We start from the raw sequence: 19,084 nt of genomic DNA, 5'->3' as shown, positions 1-19,084 counted from the left end.
CATTCAAGAACTCTGCCAATCTGTACTTTCCGACTTCTGACTGCCTCCGGCCGCGCCCTCGCGGGCATGAGCCTGACGCGTCGCCCACATGTCCTGTTCGGTCTGTTGACGACGCGCATCGGTCTGCGCAGCCTCGGCCCGCCGCCGTTCCACCAGCTTTTCCAGCGAAAGGCAGTTGCGGTGTCGCTCCAGCCATGCCTGGCGGGCGGTCTCTACCTGTGACTCCGCGGCCTGAATCCGCAGATCCTGCTGTTCCAGAGCCGTACGCAACTGATCACGCATCCCGGCCAGCCATTTCAGGGCATTGGCATCATCGGGCAACGTCGCCTGCAGGTACTCGTGCTGATAGCTCTCAAGCCGATCGCGCTGGTCCGCGATCCCGTCGAGTTGTTGCAACCGCTCGCCCAGCTGCCGCGTCGCCTCGCTCTCCTCGATCCGACGCAACCGCAACAAGCGCTCCAGCCGCTTTGAATTCACGCGCCACCACCCACCAGAGCCAACAGGTCATCGCGGGCGCGATCAAAACCGACCGCCTCGTCACGCCCCTGCCCCAAGTACGCCTCCAGGCGCTCGTGCATCGCCACCGCCTCGTCCAGGTGCGGATCCGCCCCCTTGCGATAAGCGCCCACCGCAATCAGGTCGCGATTACGCATAAAGGTGGCGGCCAGGTCACGGAAGCGTCGCGCCGCACGTTCGTGCTCCGGTCCAATCAGAGACGACATCACGCGCGACACGGACGCGCCGACATCAATCGCAGGATACCGTCCGGTCTCCGCGATCTCGCGGGAAAGCACTACATGGCCGTCGAGGATGGCCCGCGCTGCATCCACGATCGGATCATTCTGGTCGTCCCCCTCGGCCAGCACGGTGTAGAAGGCCGTAATCGAGCCACCCCCGACGTCGCCATTGCCCGCGCGCTCGACCAACTGCGGCAACCGCGCAAACACCGACGCCGCGTAGCCCTTGGAGGCTGGTGGCTCGCCAATCGCCATGGCGATCTCGCGGGCCCCCTGAGCAAAGCGGGTCAGAGAATCCATCAGCAGCAGTACATGCAGCCCCTGATCACGGAAATGCTCCGCGACCGCAGTGGCCACCCACGCGCCATGCTGGCGCAGCAGCGGCGACTGGTCGGCCGGCACCGCCACCACCACGGTCCGGGTCCGTGACTCCTCATCGAGGATCTCGTGGATAAACTCGTTTACTTCTCGCCCACGTTCACCAATCAGCCCCACCACGATCACATCCGCGGTCGTGTTTCGGGTCATCATCCCCAGCAACACACTCTTGCCGACCCCCGAGCCCGCGAACAGGCCCAGACGCTGGCCACGCCCCACGGACAACAAGCCGTTGATGGCCCGGATCCCCACATCGAGTGGCTCGCGCACCGGGGCCCGCAGCAGCGGGTTGATCGGCCGACCGGCCAACCCCCCGAATTGATGGGTCCGAATCGGCCCCTTCCCATCCAGCGGCTCGCCGTTGGCGTCGATCACCCGCCCTAACAGGCCGTCGCCCACCGGAATCTGGCGCTGATTATCCAGCGGTTCGATTCGCGAACCCGGGGTCAAACCCGCGGCCAGCTCTTCCGGCATCAGGAAGGTACGATCGTTCTGGAACCCCACCACCTCCGCCGGCACCGGCGGGCCGGTCTCACCGTGGATCAGGGCGCGCCCGCCAATCGGAAGCCGCAGGCCTTCGGCCTCCAGGGTCAGCCCCGTAAGGCGGGACAGATGCCCCTCTGCCTGCGGCAAATTGACCCGCTCCACGCGCCCGCGCGACTGCTGCAGCCGATCCAGGAGGCCGCTGCCTAGTCGTTCCCGCCCCTTGCGGCGGACCTCGTCGATTGGGGTGCTCACAAATCCTCCCGGGGCGAGCGATCATCCGCCTGTGCCGGGTCGACTGGCGCCGGCGAAACCTCGTCGGGATAGTCACCGTTCCACAACGCCTCCACCGCATGCTGCAGGCGTCGCTCCAGGCTGGCATCAACCGTGGCTGCACCCGCCTCGACCCGACACCCGCCGCGTGCCAGCGCGGGGTCTGGAACCCAGGTGATACGCACGTCTGAACGTTCGCCGTAGGCCTCGACCAGTGCTTGGTCCTCAGGGTGCAAGTGAACCCGAACCTCCTGGTTACGACCCGGAAGCTGGGCCAACGCCCCCTGGAGCACCGTCTTGATCTGCTCCGGACGTGCCTCCAGTTCGCTCTGAACCACCTTGCGCGCCAGCGCCGTCACCAGGGCCAGCAACTCGGGCTCCAGGGCATCCACCCCGTCTGCCAGCGGATCGGCCAAGCCTCCCGCGACGGCCTCCAGCTCGGCCACCGTCGCCCGCAGTTTCTTTTCCTCTCGGGCGCGCGCGGCCTTTTCAGCCTCCCGCTGGCCCAGTTCATGCCCTTCGGCATAACCACTCTCGAAACCATTCTTACGGGCCTCTTCTTCGATCGACTCGATCTCGGAGGCCGTGGGAAGCCGCCGCGGAGGATGCACACCATCGTCGCCGATCTCCGGGGGCTCCCAGAGCGACGCCGACGCGTCGGTGTACAACCGGGCCGCGGGGCCGTCGGTCACAGCATGGCCTCGCTACCACCACCGCCCAGCACAATGTCGCCGCTTTCGGACAGACGCCGGGCGACCGTCAGGATCTCCTTCTGCGCGGCCTCAACTTCGCTCACACGTACCGGCCCCTTGGCCTCAAGGTCCTCTCGCAGCATCTCGCCCGCACGCTTGGACATGTTGCGGAAGATCTTGTCCTTGAGGTCGTCGTCCGCACCCTTCATCGCCAGGACCAGCGATTCGGTCTGGATCTCGCGCATCAGGGTCTGGATGCCACGGTCGTCAATCTCCACCAGGTTCTCGAAGATGAACATCTCTTCTTCGATCTTCGAACCGAGGTCGGAATCCGACTCCTTGATGGCTTCCATGATCTCCGCTTCGCGTGAGCCTTCCATCAGGTTCATGATGCTGGCCGCCGAGCGCACCCCACCCAACAGGGAAGTCTTGCTCGCCGCATTCCCGGACAGCTGGCGGTCCAGGATGTCGTCGAGTTCCTGCAGGGCCTGCGGCTGTACGCCGTCCATGGTGGCAATACGCATGACGATGTCGGACTGCACGCGGGATGGCAGATACTTCAGGGTATCCGACGCCTGATCCGAATCGAGATGGGACAACACAATGGCGACGATCTGGGGGTGTTCATTGCGCAGCATGTCCGCGATGGCACGCGGATCCAGCCACTTCAGTGCCTCGATCCCCTTGGAATTGCGCCCTAGCAGAATCCGGTCAATCAGGCCCGAAGCCTTGTCGCCCAAGGCGCTCTCCATCACGCTGCGGACATAGTCGTCCGCACCCACTCCCAGCGCCGTCTGCTCCTGCACATGGGTGGAAAATTCGTGCAAGGCGGCGTTCACGTCACTACGCGAGATGCGATCCATGGAGGCCATCGCGGTGCCGATCTTCTGCACCTCCTTCGGTCCCATGTGACGCATAACTTCAGCGGCTGCATCTTCGCCGAGGCTCATCATGAACACGGCGGCGCGCTCGGCGCCTTCCAGCTTGGAGTTTTTTTCAGCGGCCATCATCACCCAACCACGTCTTCATCACCTGAGCCACCCGCTTCGGATCCTCGCGGACCATCTCGCGCACCGCCTCCAGATCCATCTCCTGTTGATCCGGACCCTTCGGACCCGTCAGGGCCGCTACCGCGGAACCCTCGCTACCTTGGCCGAGCCCCATACCTGCCTCGCCGGATTCATCAGTCAACGCCTCCTGCTCTTCCCGACGCGGCGGCGGACGCTTCATCAACTGTTTCATCGCCGGGCGCACCACGGTTAGCAAGATCAGTAGCGCCAGTAGCAGGGCCGCGACGATTTTGACCACCTCAAGGAACCAGGGTTGCTCCCAGAACGCGATTTCCTCAGCCGGAAGCTCCTCGTCCACGGCCTCGAACGGGGCGGTCACCACATTGATCGTATCCCCCCGCGCGGCGTTGAAGCCAACGGCCTCGCGGACTAGCGCCTCGATCCGCTCCAATTCCTCCGCATCCCGGGGCACCTGCACGGTCTCGCCGTCTTCGTTCACCTCCTGGCGGAAGTCCACGACCACGGCGGTGGAAACCCGTTGCACACCACCCGGCATCTCGCGGATGTGATTGATGCGACGATCCACTTCGTAATTGCGCGTCACGTTGGTACTGCGGCTGCCGGGCAACGGGGCGGGCTGGGCCACGCCTTCCTCGCCCTCTGCCCCAATGACCCCGCCATCCGGCGGCTGATTGGTCAAGGCACCGGGCACCCCACCGGCACCCCCATCAGCACCCGTTCGCTCTTCTTCGCGGGACTGTTCGGACCGCAGTGCGATCGTCTCGGGGTCATAGAGCTCTTCGGTACGCTCGACGCTCGAGAAGTCGATATCGGCATTTACCTGCACTCGCACCTTGTCACGTCCCACGATCGGAACCAGCAGATCGCGGACACGGTCGGTGTAGCGGCTCTCCACATCACGAGTGAAGCCCAGGCGATCCCCACTCCCGCCCATGCCGGCGGCGGCACCATCCTCTGTCAGCAGGGTCCCACGCTGATCCACGACGGTGACGCGGTCCGGGTCCAGGTCGGAAGTACTGGAAGCGACCAGATGCACGATGGCCCCCACCTGCGACTCGCTGAGGGAACGGTTGCCGCGCAAGTGCACCACCACTGACGCACTCGCCGGGCGTCGATCACGCACGAACACGGACTGTTCACCCTCGGCGATGTGCACGCGCGCCCGGTCGACCGCATCCAGCGAAGCCACGGTACGCGCCAATTCGCCCTCCATCGCTCGATGGTGACGCGCGCCTTCGATCATTCGGCTGGTGCCAATCCCGGTGTCTTCTTGCAGCAACTCGAACCCCATGTCGCCGGAGCGCGGCAGCCCCTCACCGGCAAGCTGCAGCCGGGCATTGGCCACGTCGCCCTGCGGGACCTTGACCTGCCCGGTGGTGGTATCGACTTGATACTGAATCCCGGCCTGCGTAAGGACCTGCACCACCTCCGCCGCATCTTCGGCGTCCATGCGCGGGAACAGCGGCACATAGGTCGGGCGCAACGCCCAATAGAGCAACGCAACAATCACAACGATGGCGCCGGCCACCATGCCCATCAACGCCAATTGACGGCCCGCGGGCATCCCGTTGAATTCCTTGATCCCGCCCGTTACCACCGCGGGCAGGGATTGTGCATTCTCGGCCATCGTCCGTACTCTCCTTCAGCCAGCGCGGCCGATCAAACCTGCATTCGCATGATTTCCTGGTACGCCGTCAACAACCGGTTACGTACCTGGTTGGTCGCCTCGAAGGCGATGCTCGATTTGCTCATCGCCGTCATGACCTGCGGCAGGCTCACGTTCTCGTCGCCAAGCTCAAAGCGAGTCTGCAGGTCCGTCGCCTCCTGCTGTACCTGGTTCACACCTCGCAGCGACTCCGTCAACACGTTCTGGAAGTCCGCACCGCCGACCCGCTGAGGCTCACGGTTTTGCTGCGCCGGGTTGGTATTTTCCACCCCACTCGCCTGCGTCAGCTGACGCATCTGCTGCAGGACGTTCTGAATCTGCATCTCGCTCATAATCTTCATCCCCAAGGCGTGCCGTGATCGGAGTCACCAGCTGTTGCACGTCCTCTGCTAACGCGTTACTCGCCACCAAGCATCAAGCAATCCATATGCCAGTGCGAGCATTTCAACCCGATGCGGGAACCGCGAAGCCGTGTTCGCGCAACCGCGCGATCTTGTAACGCAATGTTCTTGGACTAATTCCCAGCCGGTCGGCCGCCTCTTTCCGGCGCCCGCCCGATTCTCGAAGGACGTTCAGAATCACCCGGCACTCCTGCGTCTGGAGGGTTTGCTCCAACATCGGCGTCGGGTTCTCGTCGCCCACGGTGGCGTCCGCCGCGTATGCGTCGGTTCCTTGCACTGAGTCGCCACCAGTGGACCAGGGACTGAGCATGTCCGCATCCAGCCAAACCGCCTCGGCGGACACGCATTCGCCCTCGCCTTCGTGGAGCGTGATGGCCCGCTCCATAACGTTGGCGAGCTCGCGCACGTTGCCCGGCCAGTCGTGTTCGTTCAGGCGCCGCTGTGCGCCTGCGTCCAGGTCCCGCAAACGCCCACCGCTAAGCCGGCGCAAAAGTGCTTGCGCCAAGGGCACGATATCCTCGTGGCGCTCCCGCAAAGGCGGGATATAAAGGGGGAAAACGTTGAGGCGATAATAGAGGTCCTCACGCAACAGCCCATCACTCACGGCCGTGCGAAGGTCTCGATTGGAGGTCGCAACGACGCGCACGTCGACCCGCTGTGTCTGCCGCGCCCCCAGGGGCTCCACCTCTCGCTCCTGCAGCGCGCGCAAGAGCTTGGCTTGCAGATGCACCGGGATCTCGGTGACCTCGTCCAGCAGCAGCGTGCCGCCATGGGCCCGCTGAAACTTACCCGAGCGCGCCTCGACCGCACCGGTAAAGGCGCCCTTGGCATGTCCAAAAAGCATCGCCTCCAGCATGGCCTCGGGCAATGCGGCGCAGTTTATCGCCTCGAACGGTCCACGGTTGCGCGGCGAGCGCAGGTGCAGCTGGCGTGCGAAGACCTCCTTCCCCACACCCGATTCACCCGTCACAAAGACCGTGGCCGAGCTGCGCGCGATACGCGAGACAAACCGATCCAGACCGCGCATTGCCGCGCTGCGAGCCACCAGGGCTGGGGCTTCAAACCCATGTTCTGGCTGGATGAGCGGCCGCAGCCACTGCGCAAGGCCATCGGCCATCTCCGGCAATCCAAAATGGGCCTGAACCCCGGCGCGCATCGCCTGCAGAGCGCGCTCCTGAGTCGATTCCAGGCTGACGGCGGCCACCGCCGCGGTCGGTTCCGGAAGCGCATTCAGATGCAGTTCATCGAGTCGGTGAACAAGAATCGCCGCGGGGCGGCTTGCCTCCAGCATCCGCGGCAAGTCGGCGGCCGTACTGGCCTGCAATCGCACCCGAGGGATCTTGGCCAGGACCGCGACCACCGCTTCGCGCAATGCAGGGTCGGCATCCACCAACAGGATTGTGGCTCGCGACATGAAGGTCTTCCCATAGAGATTCGGGAGACATTCAGCAAAAAGCGCGCCATCTAGATACGAGCCTTGTTTACATGGACTTACGAAAGCTCCAATCACGAGTCCGTCAAACTCATGGCGCTAAGCGAGCCCGACCCACAACCACCCAGTGACGAGATCTCGACCTTTCCCGCATGACGATCCCCACGTAACCATCGGGCTTGGGGGGACGCCCGGCTAGCCATGAATGACACAACAGCTACCGACCACGCACACACCGCATGGAGAACGAACGAGGAGGTTTCGGCCCCCATTGGAGCCGGCCGGGTCTAAAAACGACGGGTGAACTCTATTCGGTGCGAATCGACCTCGAGCCGAGTGTCGCAACGTCCACTACGAGCTACTTACCCAAGCCAAATTTGCGCATGCGTTCGACCAGGGTAGTCCTGCGCATACCCAGTCGACGTGCAGCGCGCGCCACCACGTGTCCGGTTTCATCCAGGGCCCGGGTGATCATTTCGCGCTCCAGATCGTTGAGGAAACTGCGCAGATCCACCCCTTCAGGCGGCAGCCCTCCCACCAGAATGTTGCTGTCCGCGCCACTCTCGGCGCTCGACTCTTGCGTGGAAGGCGGCCGCAGCGCCAAGTCCTCGATTCCCTCGGGACGCACACGCTGCGGTAGTTGCGCCAGATCCACCGGCAAGTCCGGATACATGATTGCGAGTTGTTCCAGCAGGTTCGCCAGTTCCCGGATGTTGCCGGGCCACGCGAGCTGGCCCAAATGGGCAATCACGGCAGGCGTCAGATGGGCCGGCATCATGCCCTGGTCACGCAACCGCTCCTCCAGAGCAACGAGCAACTGAGGCAGATCGCTGGTGCGCTCACGTAAGGGGGGCAACTCGATGGGAAACACACTCAGACGGAAAAACAGATCCTGGCGGAAGCTACCCTCCGCCACGGCATCGTCTAGATTGCGGTGGGTCGCAGCAATAATTCGGGCGCGGGCCGGAATCGACTTGTTCGAACCGACGCGCTCGAACACCCGCTCCTGGAGCACGCGCAGCAGCTTCACCTGCATCGGCAGCGGCATGTCACCAATCTCGTCCAGGAACAGGGTGCCGTCCTCGGCCAACTCGAAGCGTCCGGCGCGGGCCGTGAACGCACCTGTAAAGGCCCCCTTCTCATGGCCGAACAACTCACTCTCCAGCAAGTCACCCGGAATGGCACCGCAGTTCACCGCCACGAACGGCTTGTCCGCGCGATCCGATGCGTTATGGATGGCGCGGGCGACCACTTCCTTGCCGGAACCGGTCTCGCCCAGGATCAGTGCGGTGGCATCAGTACGCGCGACCTGTCCCACCAGACGCTTCACGGCTTGCATGGTGGGATGTGCGCCCACCAGGCCCGGCATGTCGTCATAGCCGGGTTCACGGCCGAAACGCAGCCACTGCAGGACCTGCGACACGCCACCAATCGACAGGGGATGGTCGACGACGCAACCGATACCGTCCGCCTGAACCTCGCCACCATCGGTCGGCTGCACCACGATCGGCGCCACCTCACCACGTTGTTCACGCAAACGGGCTTCGAGTTCTGCCGCCGGGCCACAAAGCCACACGGCGGCGGCTGGAGTGCCGTCGGTCAGGTCTTGGGGGTTGCTGTGGGTTTCGGCCTCGTATCCCAGGCAGTTCAGGATCGCCCGCGTGGCATCCGCCGCGCCGGCGTCGCCACTGAGTGCAATACGCATGTTCTGCTGCTTGTCGCCCGAGTCCGGCATACCGCTGTGCCCCGATGGCCGAAACCGGATGCCGAGAAAGGCCGCATCCGGTGATGTGATCGAGTTCTCAGTATCCCGTCTAATTGCGATTGGCGTCAACTTTCTGGCGTTTTTCCGCCACCTCACGGCGATGCAGGCGGAAGATCCAGCGCCCCATGGCCTCTTCCAGAGGACCCTCGATCCCTGTCCAGCGAGTCATTTGCTGGCTTCCGCGCGTTGTCGGAGTCTCGACACCCAAGACGCAGGGTTGGGGTAACAACCGGCTGAGATAAACCTCCACACGGTCGCAATCTTCCGGCAACGTTCCCGCCGGTAGTGCAATCCCGTGGCTACTAAGCGTTGTTTCAACAGGATCGGGTCGCTCGGGGTGAAGCGACTCCGCCACCAGGTGCAGCAAGAGGTCCAACTTGTGCTCCAGGCGTTGCACCTCGGGTGAGGACTCGTCCTCGTGCGGCATCGCGCCACGCGGATGCGCATCGTCGAACAAATCCAGACTCTCAATGAGGCGCTGCGCCAGGACCGGGTCGGTTGCGGTACGTGTCGACGGCCCGATCATCAACGCCGTCGTTACACGCAGTTCATCACCGAGAAATTCCTCCTGATTGGCGTCATCCATGCCCGCTCCCGCCTCTCATGTTGTCCGCGCGAATGGCCCGGTTATACACCATTGATTAACGCAACGCTGCGGTCGGATCCAGCCTCAGCCGACGAACGCGCGGGCATTGCGGAACAAACGCAACCACGGCCCATCTTCGCCCCAATCCTGTGGATGCCAACTGTGCTGAACACTGCGGAACACGCGTTCGGGGTGGGGCATCATGATCAGGGCGCGGCCGTCCTCGCTGGCGAAACCCGTCGCACCGCCCGCGGACCCGTTCGGGTTGGCTGGATACAGCTTTGCCGGCGAATCGTCCGCCTCCACGTAGCGCAATGCCGCTTGGTCGTGCACGGGCGTCCCGTCCGCGTAGCGGATCCGCCCCTCCCCGTGCGAGACCACCACCGGCAATATCGACCCGGCCATGCCTTCAAGCAGCGCCGAAGGACCGGGCTCAATGCGGACCTGCGACAGCCGGGCCTCGAATTGCTCCGAGCGGTTACGCACGAACCGTGGCCAGTGACCCGCGCCGGGAATCAGTGGCGCCAGGTGGGACAACATCTGACACCCGTTGCAGACGCCAAGCGTGAACGTCTCGCCACGCTCGAAGAAGCCCTGGAACGCGTCCCGCAGCGCGGGATGATTCAGGATCGTCTGGGCCCAGCCACCGCCCGCGCCCAGCACGTCCCCATAGGAAAAGCCACCACAGACGGCCAGACCCTGCATCGAACCGAGGTCCTGACGCCCATCCAGCAGGTCCGTCATATGCACATCCACGGGCGCGAAACCCGCACGCTCGAATGCAGCCGCCATCTCCAGCTGCCCGTTGACACCCTGCTCGCGGAGGATCGCCACACGTGGGCGTTCGCCGCGGGCGATCATCGGTGCAGCGATGTCTTCCGCCGGGTCGAACGTCAGGCGCGGCTGCAGACCACCGTCTTCCCTCACGCGAGCCAGCTCTTCATCGGCACATTCAGGATCATCACGCAGGCGCTGCATCCAGGCCGACGTCTCCTGCCACTGGTGTTGCAGGTCCGCGCGGGACGCGGCCAGGATTTCGCGTCCACCTTGATGGATCAACACCTGTTCGTCATCGCGCAGTCGGGCAACCGGGTACAGATGAGCTTCCAATCCGGCTTCGGCCATCGCATCGCGCAAGGCCGATTCAGCCCCCGCCGCTGTCTGGACCACGGCCCCCAGTTCCTCGTTGAACAGCCAGGCCATGGGCGATCCATCGGTGGGCACCTCGACATCAAGGCCACAGCGCCCGGCAAACGCCATTTCCAGCAGCGTTGTGATCAGCCCGCCATCAGACCGATCATGGTAGGCGCGCAGAAGGCCGTTGCGCCGCAGCGTGCCGATGGCGTCGAAGAAGTGGCGCAGACGCCCAGCGTCGACCACATCTGGCGTCGTCTCGCCCACATGCCCGTAGCTCTGAGCCAGCGCCGAGCCGCCCATGCGGGTACGCCCCTCGCCCAGATCAATCAGCCACATACGTTCATCCGCATCACGCTTTGGTTCCGGGGTCAGCGTGCGCCGCGCATCCGCGACCGCCGCAAAACCGGACACAATCAGCGACACCGGTGCGTGCATGTGGCGCGCCTGGCCGTCAGCGGTTTCCCACACCGTCCGCATCGACAAGGAATCCTTGCCCACCGGAATCGAGATCCCCAGAGCCGGGCAAAGATCCTCGGCGATGGTGCGCACGGTATCGAACAGATTGGCATCTTCACCCGGCACGCCGGCGGCGGCCATCCAGTTCGCGGAGAGCCGAATCGACGCCGTCCCGTCAATATCCGCGGCTGCAAGGTTCGTAATCACCTCGCCAATCGCCATCCGGCCGGAGGCCGGGGCCGACAGCATCGCCAACGGCGTGCGCTCGCCCATGGCCATTGCCTCACCGGTGTAACGGTCGAAATCCGTCAGAGTCACCGCACAATCCGCCACCGGAACCTGCCACGGCCCCACCATCTGATCCCGTGCCACCAGGCCGCCCACACTGCGGTCCCCAATCGCGATCAGAAAGTGCTTGGACGCCACCGATGGCATGTGCAGCACGCGCGCCAGAGCCTCTCCCAGCGGCTGGGACTCCGGATCGAACACGGACACCGGCGGCTCTAGACGGCGGTCCTCGCGGGTCATCCGCGGAGTCTTGCCCAATAGCATGCCCATGGGCATGTCCACCGGCGGTTCGTGGAACAGGCGATCCTCAACCTTGAGATGCCCGGTATCCGTGGCCTCGCCCACCACCGCGAACGGGGCACGCTCGCGTTCGGCCAGCGTGCGGAAGGTCTCCAGTTGATCCGCCGCAATCGCGAGTACGTAGCGCTCCTGGGCCTCATTGCACCAAAGCTCCATGGGCGACAAGCCCGACTCCGCGGTTGGCAGATCGCGCAACTCAATCACGCCACCGCGTCCGGCGTCGTCCAGAATCTCCGGTATCGCATTGGAAAGCCCACCCGCACCCACGTCGTGAATCGACAGGATCGGATTGCCGGCACCCAGGGCCGTACAACGATCAATAACCTCCTGGCAGCGGCGTTCCATCTCCGGATTGCCGCGCTGGACCGAGGCGAAGTCCAGGTGTTCGGCGCTCGCACCGCTGGCCATGGAGGAGGCCGCACCGCCGCCCAGGCCAATCAGCATCGCTGGACCACCCAACACCACGATCGGGGTACCCGCTGGCACGTCCTGCTTGTGCACGTGCTCGCCGCGGATGGAACCGACCCCGCCTGCCAGCATGATCGGTTTGTGATAGCCGTAAAGCGTCTCGTCGCTGTCCGCGTTGGGCACGGCGAGCTCCAGCGTCCGGAAGTAACCCGCCAGCGCCGGGCGCCCGAATTCGTTGTTGAATGCCGCCGCCCCAATCGGCCCATCCAGCATGATTTGGCGCGCGCTCTCGATTCGGCCGGGCCGCCCAAAGTCCCGCTCCCAGGGCTGTTCATGCCCAGGGATCTGCAAGTTGGACACGGAAAACCCGGTCAACCCCGCCTTCGGTTTGGAGCCCTGCCCGGTCGCGCCTTCGTCGCGGATCTCCCCACCGGAACCGGTCGCGGCCCCCGGGAAGGGCGAGATCGCGGTCGGGTGGTTATGCGTCTCCACCTTCATCAGGATCGGTAGATCCAGCGTCTCACGCTGGTATTCGCCGGTAATGGCATTCGGCATCAGGCGGGTTCCCTGATGCCCGGCGATCACCGAGGCGTTATCACTGTAGGCCGAGAGCACACCCTCTGGATGGCGCGCGTGTGTCTGCCGGATCATGCCGAACAGCGTGCGATCGTCCGCCGCGCCATCCAATACCCAGGCCGCGTTGAAGATCTTGTGGCGGCAGTGCTCGGAGTTCGCCTGCGCGAACATCATCAGCTCGGCATCCGTGGGCGCACGTCCCAGGGCCGAGAACCCATCCGCCAGGTAATCGATCTCATCCGGCGACAGCGCCAGCCCCAGTTCGCCATTGGCCCGTTCCAGCGCGGTACGCGCGTCATCTCCCAACGCCACGCGCGTAAGCGAGCGCGGCGTTTCGCTATGAAAGAGCTGTACCGCGGCCGCCGGGTCTTCGATGACCGTCTCGGTCATGCGATCGTGCAGCACGGCCGATAACGTTTCGAGGTCGGCACCCTCGGCCGCCTCGCCACCAATCAACCAGTGCACACCCCGTTCAATACGCTGGACCGCCCCTTCCAGACCCGCGTGATGGGCAATCTCCGTGGCCTTCGAGGACCAGGGGCTGATGGTGCCAAAGCGTGGAATCACCACCAATTCGCGGGCCACCGTGAACGCCGGCGAGGCCCACGCCTCGCCCTCACTCAACAGCCGCTCCAGCACGGCGTCCTCTTCCGTGCTCAGCCGCCGGCGCGTCTCGACAAAATAGACGAACCGTGCCGCTAGCGGGCCCGCACCCGATACGCTTGTCCGCAGACCTGCCTCCAGAGCCTGCAGCCGAAACGGCGAGACCGCCGCGCCCCCTTCCACAACCCGCATTGCGTATCCTCGAAACCGGACGTGCCAAAAGCAGCGCATTGTACCGGACCCGCCCCCCGCGCGGGACCTGTTAGACCGATCTCACCACGGAGTCCACAGAGGGCACAGAGACCATCAAGGTCAAGGTCAAGGTCAAGGACTTGGCTACAGGAAGACGGGAAGGCAGGAAGGTTTTGGGGTGTCGAAGATTGTCCTGGCGGATACCAGTCAACCCATTAAAAGTCTTCCTGTCTTCCAATCTTCCTGTGAATCGCCCTGCTCTGTGTCCTCTGTGGACTCCGCGGTAAACCCGCCCTTGCCCTTCCCCCCGCCGAAGAAGCACATGGCCGGGGAACTCGCGATGCGTTACTATGTCCATGAAAGTACTTGGGGGGCGACTTGGCTTCGACGTGGGTCGCGAAACCTTAGGTGCATGCCGAGGATGTGGTGAACCTCGTAAAAATCACTGCAAAAAAATAGTTGCCAACGACGACAACTACGCACTCGCCGCTTAAAAACCGGTAGATGCCGTCCGACTGGAGCCGTGCTTATGCGTCCAGTATCGGGCGTCGACTCTCATAAGCTCGTGGTGAAGCGCGCCCGGCGTGGATCCATTAAAACTCAACCGGGATCGCCAGTTACATTCCCTGCCTGTCGGGTAGTCGCTGGTTAAATTAAAAGACAGAATAAGCATGTAGAGCCGAAGGCGGAGGTCCTGCGGACGCGGGTTCGATTCCCGCCGCCTCCACCAATTTAGATCGACCAATCAAGCGCCTACGGGCGCTTTTTTGTTTGGATTCGAGGTAATGAATGGCCGTCTACCAGGACACCCTCACCCAACGGACTCAGGGTCGCGGCACGATCAACGTCACCGAAGCGGTGGAGCACATCGTGCGCGCATCCGGTATCACCACCGGTACCTGCCACGTGTTCCAGCATCACACCAGCGCGTCCCTACTCGTCACCGAGAATGCCGATCCCGACGTGCGCCACGATCTCGAAACCCTGATCGCCCGCATGGCCCCGGACGGCGACCCCGAATACCGCCACGACATGGAAGGCGACGACGACATGGCCGCCCACGCCCGCGCCATGCTCACGCACAACGATCTGACCATCCCGGTCGGACAGGGGCGCCTGATTCTGGGCACCTGGCAAGGCCTGTTCCTCTGGGAGCACCGCTACGCCGCCCACACCCGTCGCCTGACCGTCACCGTCCAGGGCGAATAGCCCCGGGCTCAGCTCAGTCCAGCTTCACGTGGGCCGTGATCTCCTCGCGGTCGTGATAGAGCTGCCGCGCCCTCAGCCGGAACCGCACCCGCTCGTCCAGCAGGCGTTCCTCGATGTGGTCGAGGCAGTCGTACACGGTCTGCCAGCGCTGTTTCATCGGCAGCTTCAAATTGAAGATGGCCTCCCGGCACCAGCCCGCCTCCAGCCAGTCCGCCATACGCGCGGCGACCTTGGCTGGCTTGTCCACGATGTCGCAGACCAGCCAGGTCACCGACGTTGGCGGAACCCACGAAAAGGCATCCTCACGGTGATGCTCTACCTGGGTGGTAGCCATTAAACGCGCATCCATCGGGCCGTTGTCGACCGCGTGCACGTACATCCCCCGCTGCACCAGCTGCCAGGTCCAACCACCGGGAGCGGCACCCAGGTCCACCGCCTGCATCCCCTGTGCCAGGCGTGTATCCCATTCGTCCCTGGGGATGAAGGTGTGCCAGGCCTCCTCGAGCTTCAGCGTGGAACGGCTGGGGGCCTCGCGCGGCGAGCGCAGATGAAGTACCCCGCCGGGCCACTCACTGCGACGGCCCGGACGACTGAATCCCAGTTGCACCCGATCACCGGCCTGCCAGAACACATGCAGCCGCTGCCCCCCGGCATCCGAACACAGCACCCCACGCTTGCGCAGCACCGCTGCCAGAGGGCGTTCCACGGCCTTGATCAGACGCCGCAGACCTTTACCTTCGTTGGTATCCGGCGTTTCGTGCCAAACCGAATCCACGCGCCACCCGGCCGCGACAGCCTGTTCAATGATGGGCGTCAGGCGATCCGCCCGGTCCAGATCCGCCAGGACCGGTAGCGCCGGGAACACCTGCCGGGCAAAGATCAGCTCTGTCAGCGGCAAGGCCCGAATCAGCTCCTTCAAACTACAGCCCGCCGGTTCAAAGAACACGTGTCCCGCGCCAGCCTGCACTCGTGCATAACCGCCTAAACCGGCACGGGCCGCCCGCTCGGTCAGCTCCGCCGTCAGATCCGCCTCGAATCCCGCGCGGCAGTACAACAGCAACCCCGCAAAGTCCGCCCCGATTCCCTGCATCCCGTATCCCCTGTGACAGGCACTACCCGCCAATAAAAAACCGCCGCACACTCCTCGAAGTGTACGGCGGCTGCGAGACTACCCGGCCCGCGTGCGCGGGCCAAGCCGGCTGGATCGCTTAGCTGGAGCGCGCCAGACCGGGATCGCCTTCCACGTTCTTCAGCTTCGGCAGATACGGCTTGCCGGGGCTGATCGTGTCGTGCTCACGCAAGTAGCTGGCAACGACATCCCACACCGGATCGGTATCCAGCGGCTCGTGCACATTGGCCCAGCCGGCCACCACGTACGACTTGTCCGGGTCTACCGGTTCGCCGTTGATGTGCATGTCGCTGATGCGGCTCCCCATCGACTCGTGCGGATCGATGGTGTACTCGATTCCGGAGGTCCGCACCATGTCGCCACCGCGGTGGTGGTAAGGATTGGCGTTGAAGATCGAGTTGGCCACATCTTCCAGCGCATTCTTCAGCTGTTCACCACTCATCTCGTTACGCTGGGTCTCCGAGTAGGTCGTGGCCGTCTGCGTCATCAGCTCCTCAAAGGTGATCGGCGCCCCCGGCAGCACGCTAATACCCCAGCGGAAGCCCGGAGAAAGCGCCACCTCGGCGTCCATCTCCTTGATCATGGCGTCCATGATCACCTCGTCGAAGGTGCCGTTGAAGTTGCCGCGGCGGTACAGCACACCTTCAGTCACAGCCAGCTCTTCGTTCAGCTTGTCTTCGTACGGCTCACGCACCTTGCGGATGTGCTCTTCCATCTCCGCATCCGCTTCCAGCAGGTTGGAGAATACCGGCAGCAGCGTGAACTTGTAATCGCGAATACCGCTGTCGGTGACGTCCAGGTCCATCACACCCAAGAACTTGCCGTTGGAGCCCGCGTTGGTCACCAGGGTCTTCTCGCCACCGGCATTCTCGATCTCCATGGCACCCGGCACCGCATCGTGCGTGTGACCGCCCATGATGATGTCGACGTCGCGCAGGCGGCGGGCCATTTCCATATCCGTGACCATGCCGTTGTGCGACAGGATCGCCACCACCTTGGCGCCCTTCTCGCGGCATTCGTCGATCATGCGCTGCATGTGTTCGTCGCGGATGCCGAAGGACCAGTCCGGGAACATGTAATCCGGGTTGGCCACGGAGGTATACGGGAACGCCTGCCCGATCACCGCGACCGGCACGCCGTTCATCTCGCGGATGGTATAGGGATCGAATACCGGGTCACCCCAGTCACGGTCCTCGACGTTTTGCGCCAGGAAGTCGATGTTGTTGGGCTTGAAGTCATTCTCGATGATCTCCATCACCCGCTCGTCACCGAAGGTGAACTCCCAGTGGCCGACCATGATGTCCACACCCAGCAGCTTCTGGGCATCGACCATGTCCTGGCCATTGGTCCACAGCGAGGTCGCGGAACCCTGCCAGGTATCACCGCCATCCAGCAGCAAGGAGTTCGGACGTTCGGCGCGCAGCTTCTGGACCAGGGTGGACAGGTGCGAGAACCCACCCAGCCGACCATATTTCTCGGCGGCGTACTTGAAGTCCAGGTGCGTCACGGCGTGCGCGAGCGGCGTGCCCGGCTCGATGTCGAAGTACTCGAGCATCTTCTCGCCCGCCAGTACCGGCGGCTTGCCCTGCATGTCTCCCACACCGATATTCACATCCGGCTCGCGGAAGTGCACCGGTTTCAGCTGCGCGTGGCAGTCCGTGTAGTGCAGCAGAGAAACGTTGCCAAACTTCGGCAGGTCATACATATCCGACTCGGCCGGGCGCCAGGACCCTTTTTCACCGGCCCAGGCATTCATGGAAAAGCCGGCGGCACTGGCCGCAACCATGGCTTCCAGAAACTCTCTGCGCGTCAGGCTCATTATGGATCTCCTTGGTGGTTTGAATATTTTCCAGGCACGAGAAGCGCACCTCCTACCTGCATCACGACGCCCTCCATCCAGGATTGTTCCATACCCCATCACGGAAAACGGCAGGCCAAACCCGCGATTTCGCGCTCAATGCACGGGTTTCGCGCGAGATCGTACCGATTTATCGTCTGTTCGCAATTTTCCAGAAATTTGGGAAAGGCTTCACATTTCCCCGCGAAGCGGGCACAAAAAAGCCTGCTATCCGGAGATAGCAGGCCAAGACGCGACATACACCGTCGAATACGAGGGTCTGGCACGCACGTTGGGGCTCGTGCATCCCTTGCCAGACCACGGGTCGAATCCGACGCCCTCAGGCTAGTAACGGCCGACCCGCTCGTTCTTGATCCAGATCAACAGACGATGCAATTCGTGAGCATCAGGCGGCGTATTTGCCCTGGGCCGCCAACCCGTTGTCGCGCGCACGTTCGTACACGGTCTGCTGCGCCTTCTCGAAGTTGTTGGCCATGTCCTTGCCCCAGAGCTCCATCGCGGCCTGCTGCATACCACGGCCATAGGAGAACGACAGCGGCCACGGGGTACCCCCAATGCGGTTCATCGCATCCAGGTGGTTCGTGGCATCGGCATCGCTCTGACCACCGGACAGGAACACGATCCCCGGCAGGATCGCCGGCACCGCGGATTCCAGGCAGCGCAACGTGGCGTGCGCCACATCCTCGACGCTGGCCCTTTCGGGGCAATCCTTGCCAGGGAGCACCATGCTGGCCTTCAGGATGGTGCCCTCCAACAACACGTGGTGTTCGTACAAGGCGCGGAATAGCGCCCGCTGCGTGGCCTCGGTCACGCCATAGCAGGTCTCGATATCGTGGCTGCCATCCATCAGAACTTCCGGCTCCACCATCGGCACGATCCCCTGCTCCTGACAAAGCGCGGCGTAGCGCGCCAGGGCATGGGCGTTCGCCTCGATGCAGGTATCGGTGGGCATGGTCTCGCCAATTGTGATGACCGCGCGCCACTTGGCGAAGCGCGCACCCATCTTGGCGTATTCCTCGAGCCGTTCGCGCAGGCCATCCAGGCCTTCGGTCACCTTTTCACCAGGGAATCCGGCCAGATCCTTCGCACCGGTATCCACCTTGATGCCCGGCAGGATGCCGGCTTCGTTCATCACATCCACGAACGGCTTGCCGTCGCGAGTGGACTGGCGGATGGTCTCGTCGTACAGGATCGCGCCGGAGATATATTCATTGAGTCCCGGCGTCGTCAGAAGCAGCTCGCGGTAGGTACGCCGACTCTCCTCGCTGTTCTCGACACCGACCGCTCCCAGGCGCTTGGCAATCGTCCCGGTGGATTCATCGATCGCGATGATCCCCTTTCCGGGTGCCACCATCGCTTCGGCCGTTTCTACCAACTGATCAATCTTCATACGGGCTCCTTGCATTTCTGCGTGGGACTGCCTTCGGAGAGTAGTCACCCTCCGCAGGTTCTTCCAACCTGACAGACAGAACCCCAACACAGTT

14 protein-coding genes and 1 other RNA gene are annotated in these 19,084 nt (G+C 63.6%); 2 read left to right on the top strand and 13 right to left on the bottom strand.

Annotated elements, in window-relative coordinates; all coding sequences use genetic code 11:
- Window positions 1-3: 3 nt before the first annotated feature.
- The 10 genes from fliJ to purL form a co-directional block, all read right to left on the bottom strand.
- Window positions 4-477, bottom strand: a complete 474-nt coding sequence (fliJ, locus tag F462_RS12215) for a flagellar export protein FliJ (protein WP_038054585.1) — start codon at window positions 475-477, stop codon at window positions 4-6.
- Entirely contained in the window at window positions 474-1,853 is a 1,380-nt protein-coding gene (locus F462_RS12210; RefSeq protein WP_038054583.1) for a FliI/YscN family ATPase, read from the bottom strand. Before F462_RS12210 ends, fliJ begins: the two co-directional genes overlap by 4 nt.
- Window positions 1,850-2,563: a FliH/SctL family protein gene (locus F462_RS12205; protein ID WP_038054581.1), complete on the bottom strand. Its 714-nt coding sequence runs from the start codon at window positions 2,561-2,563 to the stop codon at window positions 1,850-1,852. The genes F462_RS12210 and F462_RS12205 overlap by 4 nt, the downstream gene beginning before the upstream one ends.
- On the bottom strand, window positions 2,560-3,570 hold the full coding sequence (gene fliG, locus F462_RS12200) for a flagellar motor switch protein FliG (protein ID WP_038054986.1): 1,011 nt from the start codon (window positions 3,568-3,570) through the stop codon (window positions 2,560-2,562). The genes F462_RS12205 and fliG overlap by 4 nt, the downstream gene beginning before the upstream one ends.
- Entirely contained in the window at window positions 3,560-5,221 is a 1,662-nt protein-coding gene (fliF, locus tag F462_RS12195) for a flagellar basal-body MS-ring/collar protein FliF (protein WP_038054580.1), read from the bottom strand. The genes fliG and fliF overlap by 11 nt, the downstream gene beginning before the upstream one ends.
- A gap of 32 nt (window positions 5,222-5,253) precedes the next feature.
- Window positions 5,254-5,592, bottom strand: coding sequence for a flagellar hook-basal body complex protein FliE (gene fliE, locus F462_RS12190; RefSeq protein WP_038054578.1), 339 nt, complete (start codon window positions 5,590-5,592; stop codon window positions 5,254-5,256).
- Between the two features lie 112 nt (window positions 5,593-5,704).
- Window positions 5,705-7,075, bottom strand: coding sequence for a sigma-54-dependent transcriptional regulator (locus F462_RS12185; protein ID WP_038054576.1), 1,371 nt, complete (start codon window positions 7,073-7,075; stop codon window positions 5,705-5,707).
- Between the two features lie 376 nt (window positions 7,076-7,451).
- A complete protein-coding gene (locus tag F462_RS12180; RefSeq protein WP_038054574.1) occupies window positions 7,452-8,828 on the bottom strand; it encodes a sigma-54 interaction domain-containing protein in 1,377 nt (458 codons plus the stop codon).
- Window positions 8,829-8,907: 79 nt separating this feature from the next.
- Window positions 8,908-9,444 carry a PilZ domain-containing protein gene (locus F462_RS12175; RefSeq protein WP_038054573.1) on the bottom strand — a complete coding sequence of 179 codons (537 nt, stop codon included), beginning with the start codon at window positions 9,442-9,444 and terminating at the stop codon, window positions 8,908-8,910.
- Window positions 9,445-9,528: 84 nt separating this feature from the next.
- A complete protein-coding gene (purL, locus tag F462_RS12170; RefSeq protein ID WP_038054570.1) occupies window positions 9,529-13,404 on the bottom strand; it encodes a phosphoribosylformylglycinamidine synthase in 3,876 nt (1,291 codons plus the stop codon).
- A gap of 369 nt (window positions 13,405-13,773) precedes the next feature.
- Here purL and ssrA point away from each other — a divergent pair.
- Together ssrA and F462_RS12165 are read left to right on the top strand one after the other, a co-directional pair.
- Window positions 13,774-14,134, top strand: a transfer-messenger RNA (tmRNA) gene (ssrA, locus tag F462_RS13550).
- A 59-nt stretch (window positions 14,135-14,193) separates the two neighbouring features.
- Window positions 14,194-14,613 carry a secondary thiamine-phosphate synthase enzyme YjbQ gene (locus F462_RS12165; RefSeq protein WP_038054568.1) on the top strand — a complete coding sequence of 140 codons (420 nt, stop codon included), beginning with the start codon at window positions 14,194-14,196 and terminating at the stop codon, window positions 14,611-14,613.
- A 13-nt stretch (window positions 14,614-14,626) separates the two neighbouring features.
- On the opposite strand, the gene rlmM is transcribed toward F462_RS12165, so the two are convergent.
- From rlmM to F462_RS12150, 3 genes are all read right to left on the bottom strand, one after another.
- Window positions 14,627-15,703: a 23S rRNA (cytidine(2498)-2'-O)-methyltransferase RlmM gene (rlmM, locus tag F462_RS12160; protein ID WP_038054566.1), complete on the bottom strand. Its 1,077-nt coding sequence runs from the start codon at window positions 15,701-15,703 to the stop codon at window positions 14,627-14,629.
- 118 nt (window positions 15,704-15,821) lie between these two features.
- A complete protein-coding gene (gene soxB, locus F462_RS12155; protein WP_038054564.1) occupies window positions 15,822-17,561 on the bottom strand; it encodes a thiosulfohydrolase SoxB in 1,740 nt (579 codons plus the stop codon).
- Between the two features lie 424 nt (window positions 17,562-17,985).
- Window positions 17,986-18,990, bottom strand: a complete 1,005-nt coding sequence (locus tag F462_RS12150; RefSeq protein ID WP_038054562.1) for a class I fructose-bisphosphate aldolase — start codon at window positions 18,988-18,990, stop codon at window positions 17,986-17,988.
- Window positions 18,991-19,084: the final 94 nt, after the last annotated feature.

The sequence above is a fragment of the Thioalkalivibrio sp. ALJ1 genome (genome assembly GCF_000745395.1).
Lineage (GTDB): Bacteria > Pseudomonadota > Gammaproteobacteria > Ectothiorhodospirales > Ectothiorhodospiraceae > Thioalkalivibrio.
This window is presented reverse-complemented; position numbering and strand designations above follow the sequence as displayed.

Excerpts from the sequence above, each read along its gene's own strand:
- fliG (WP_038054986.1), bottom strand. The coding sequence starts at position 3,570 with ATGGCCGCTGAAAAAAACTCCAAGCTGGAAGGCGCCGAGCGCGCCGCC.
- fliF (WP_038054580.1), bottom strand. The coding sequence starts at position 5,221 with ATGGCCGAGAATGCACAATCCCTGCCCGCGGTGGTAACGGGCGGGATC.
- fliE (WP_038054578.1), bottom strand. The coding sequence starts at position 5,592 with ATGAGCGAGATGCAGATTCAGAACGTCCTGCAGCAGATGCGTCAGCTG.
- F462_RS12185 (WP_038054576.1), bottom strand. The coding sequence starts at position 7,075 with ATGTCGCGAGCCACAATCCTGTTGGTGGATGCCGACCCTGCATTGCGC.
- F462_RS12180 (WP_038054574.1), bottom strand. The coding sequence starts at position 8,828 with ATGCCGGACTCGGGCGACAAGCAGCAGAACATGCGTATTGCACTCAGT.
- F462_RS12175 (WP_038054573.1), bottom strand. The coding sequence starts at position 9,444 with ATGGATGACGCCAATCAGGAGGAATTTCTCGGTGATGAACTGCGTGTA.
- purL (WP_038054570.1), bottom strand. The coding sequence starts at position 13,404 with ATGCGGGTTGTGGAAGGGGGCGCGGCGGTCTCGCCGTTTCGGCTGCAG.
- F462_RS12165 (WP_038054568.1), top strand. The coding sequence starts at position 14,194 with ATGGCCGTCTACCAGGACACCCTCACCCAACGGACTCAGGGTCGCGGC.
- rlmM (WP_038054566.1), bottom strand. The coding sequence starts at position 15,703 with ATGCAGGGAATCGGGGCGGACTTTGCGGGGTTGCTGTTGTACTGCCGC.
- soxB (WP_038054564.1), bottom strand. The coding sequence starts at position 17,561 with ATGAGCCTGACGCGCAGAGAGTTTCTGGAAGCCATGGTTGCGGCCAGT.
- F462_RS12150 (WP_038054562.1), bottom strand. The coding sequence starts at position 18,990 with ATGAAGATTGATCAGTTGGTAGAAACGGCCGAAGCGATGGTGGCACCC.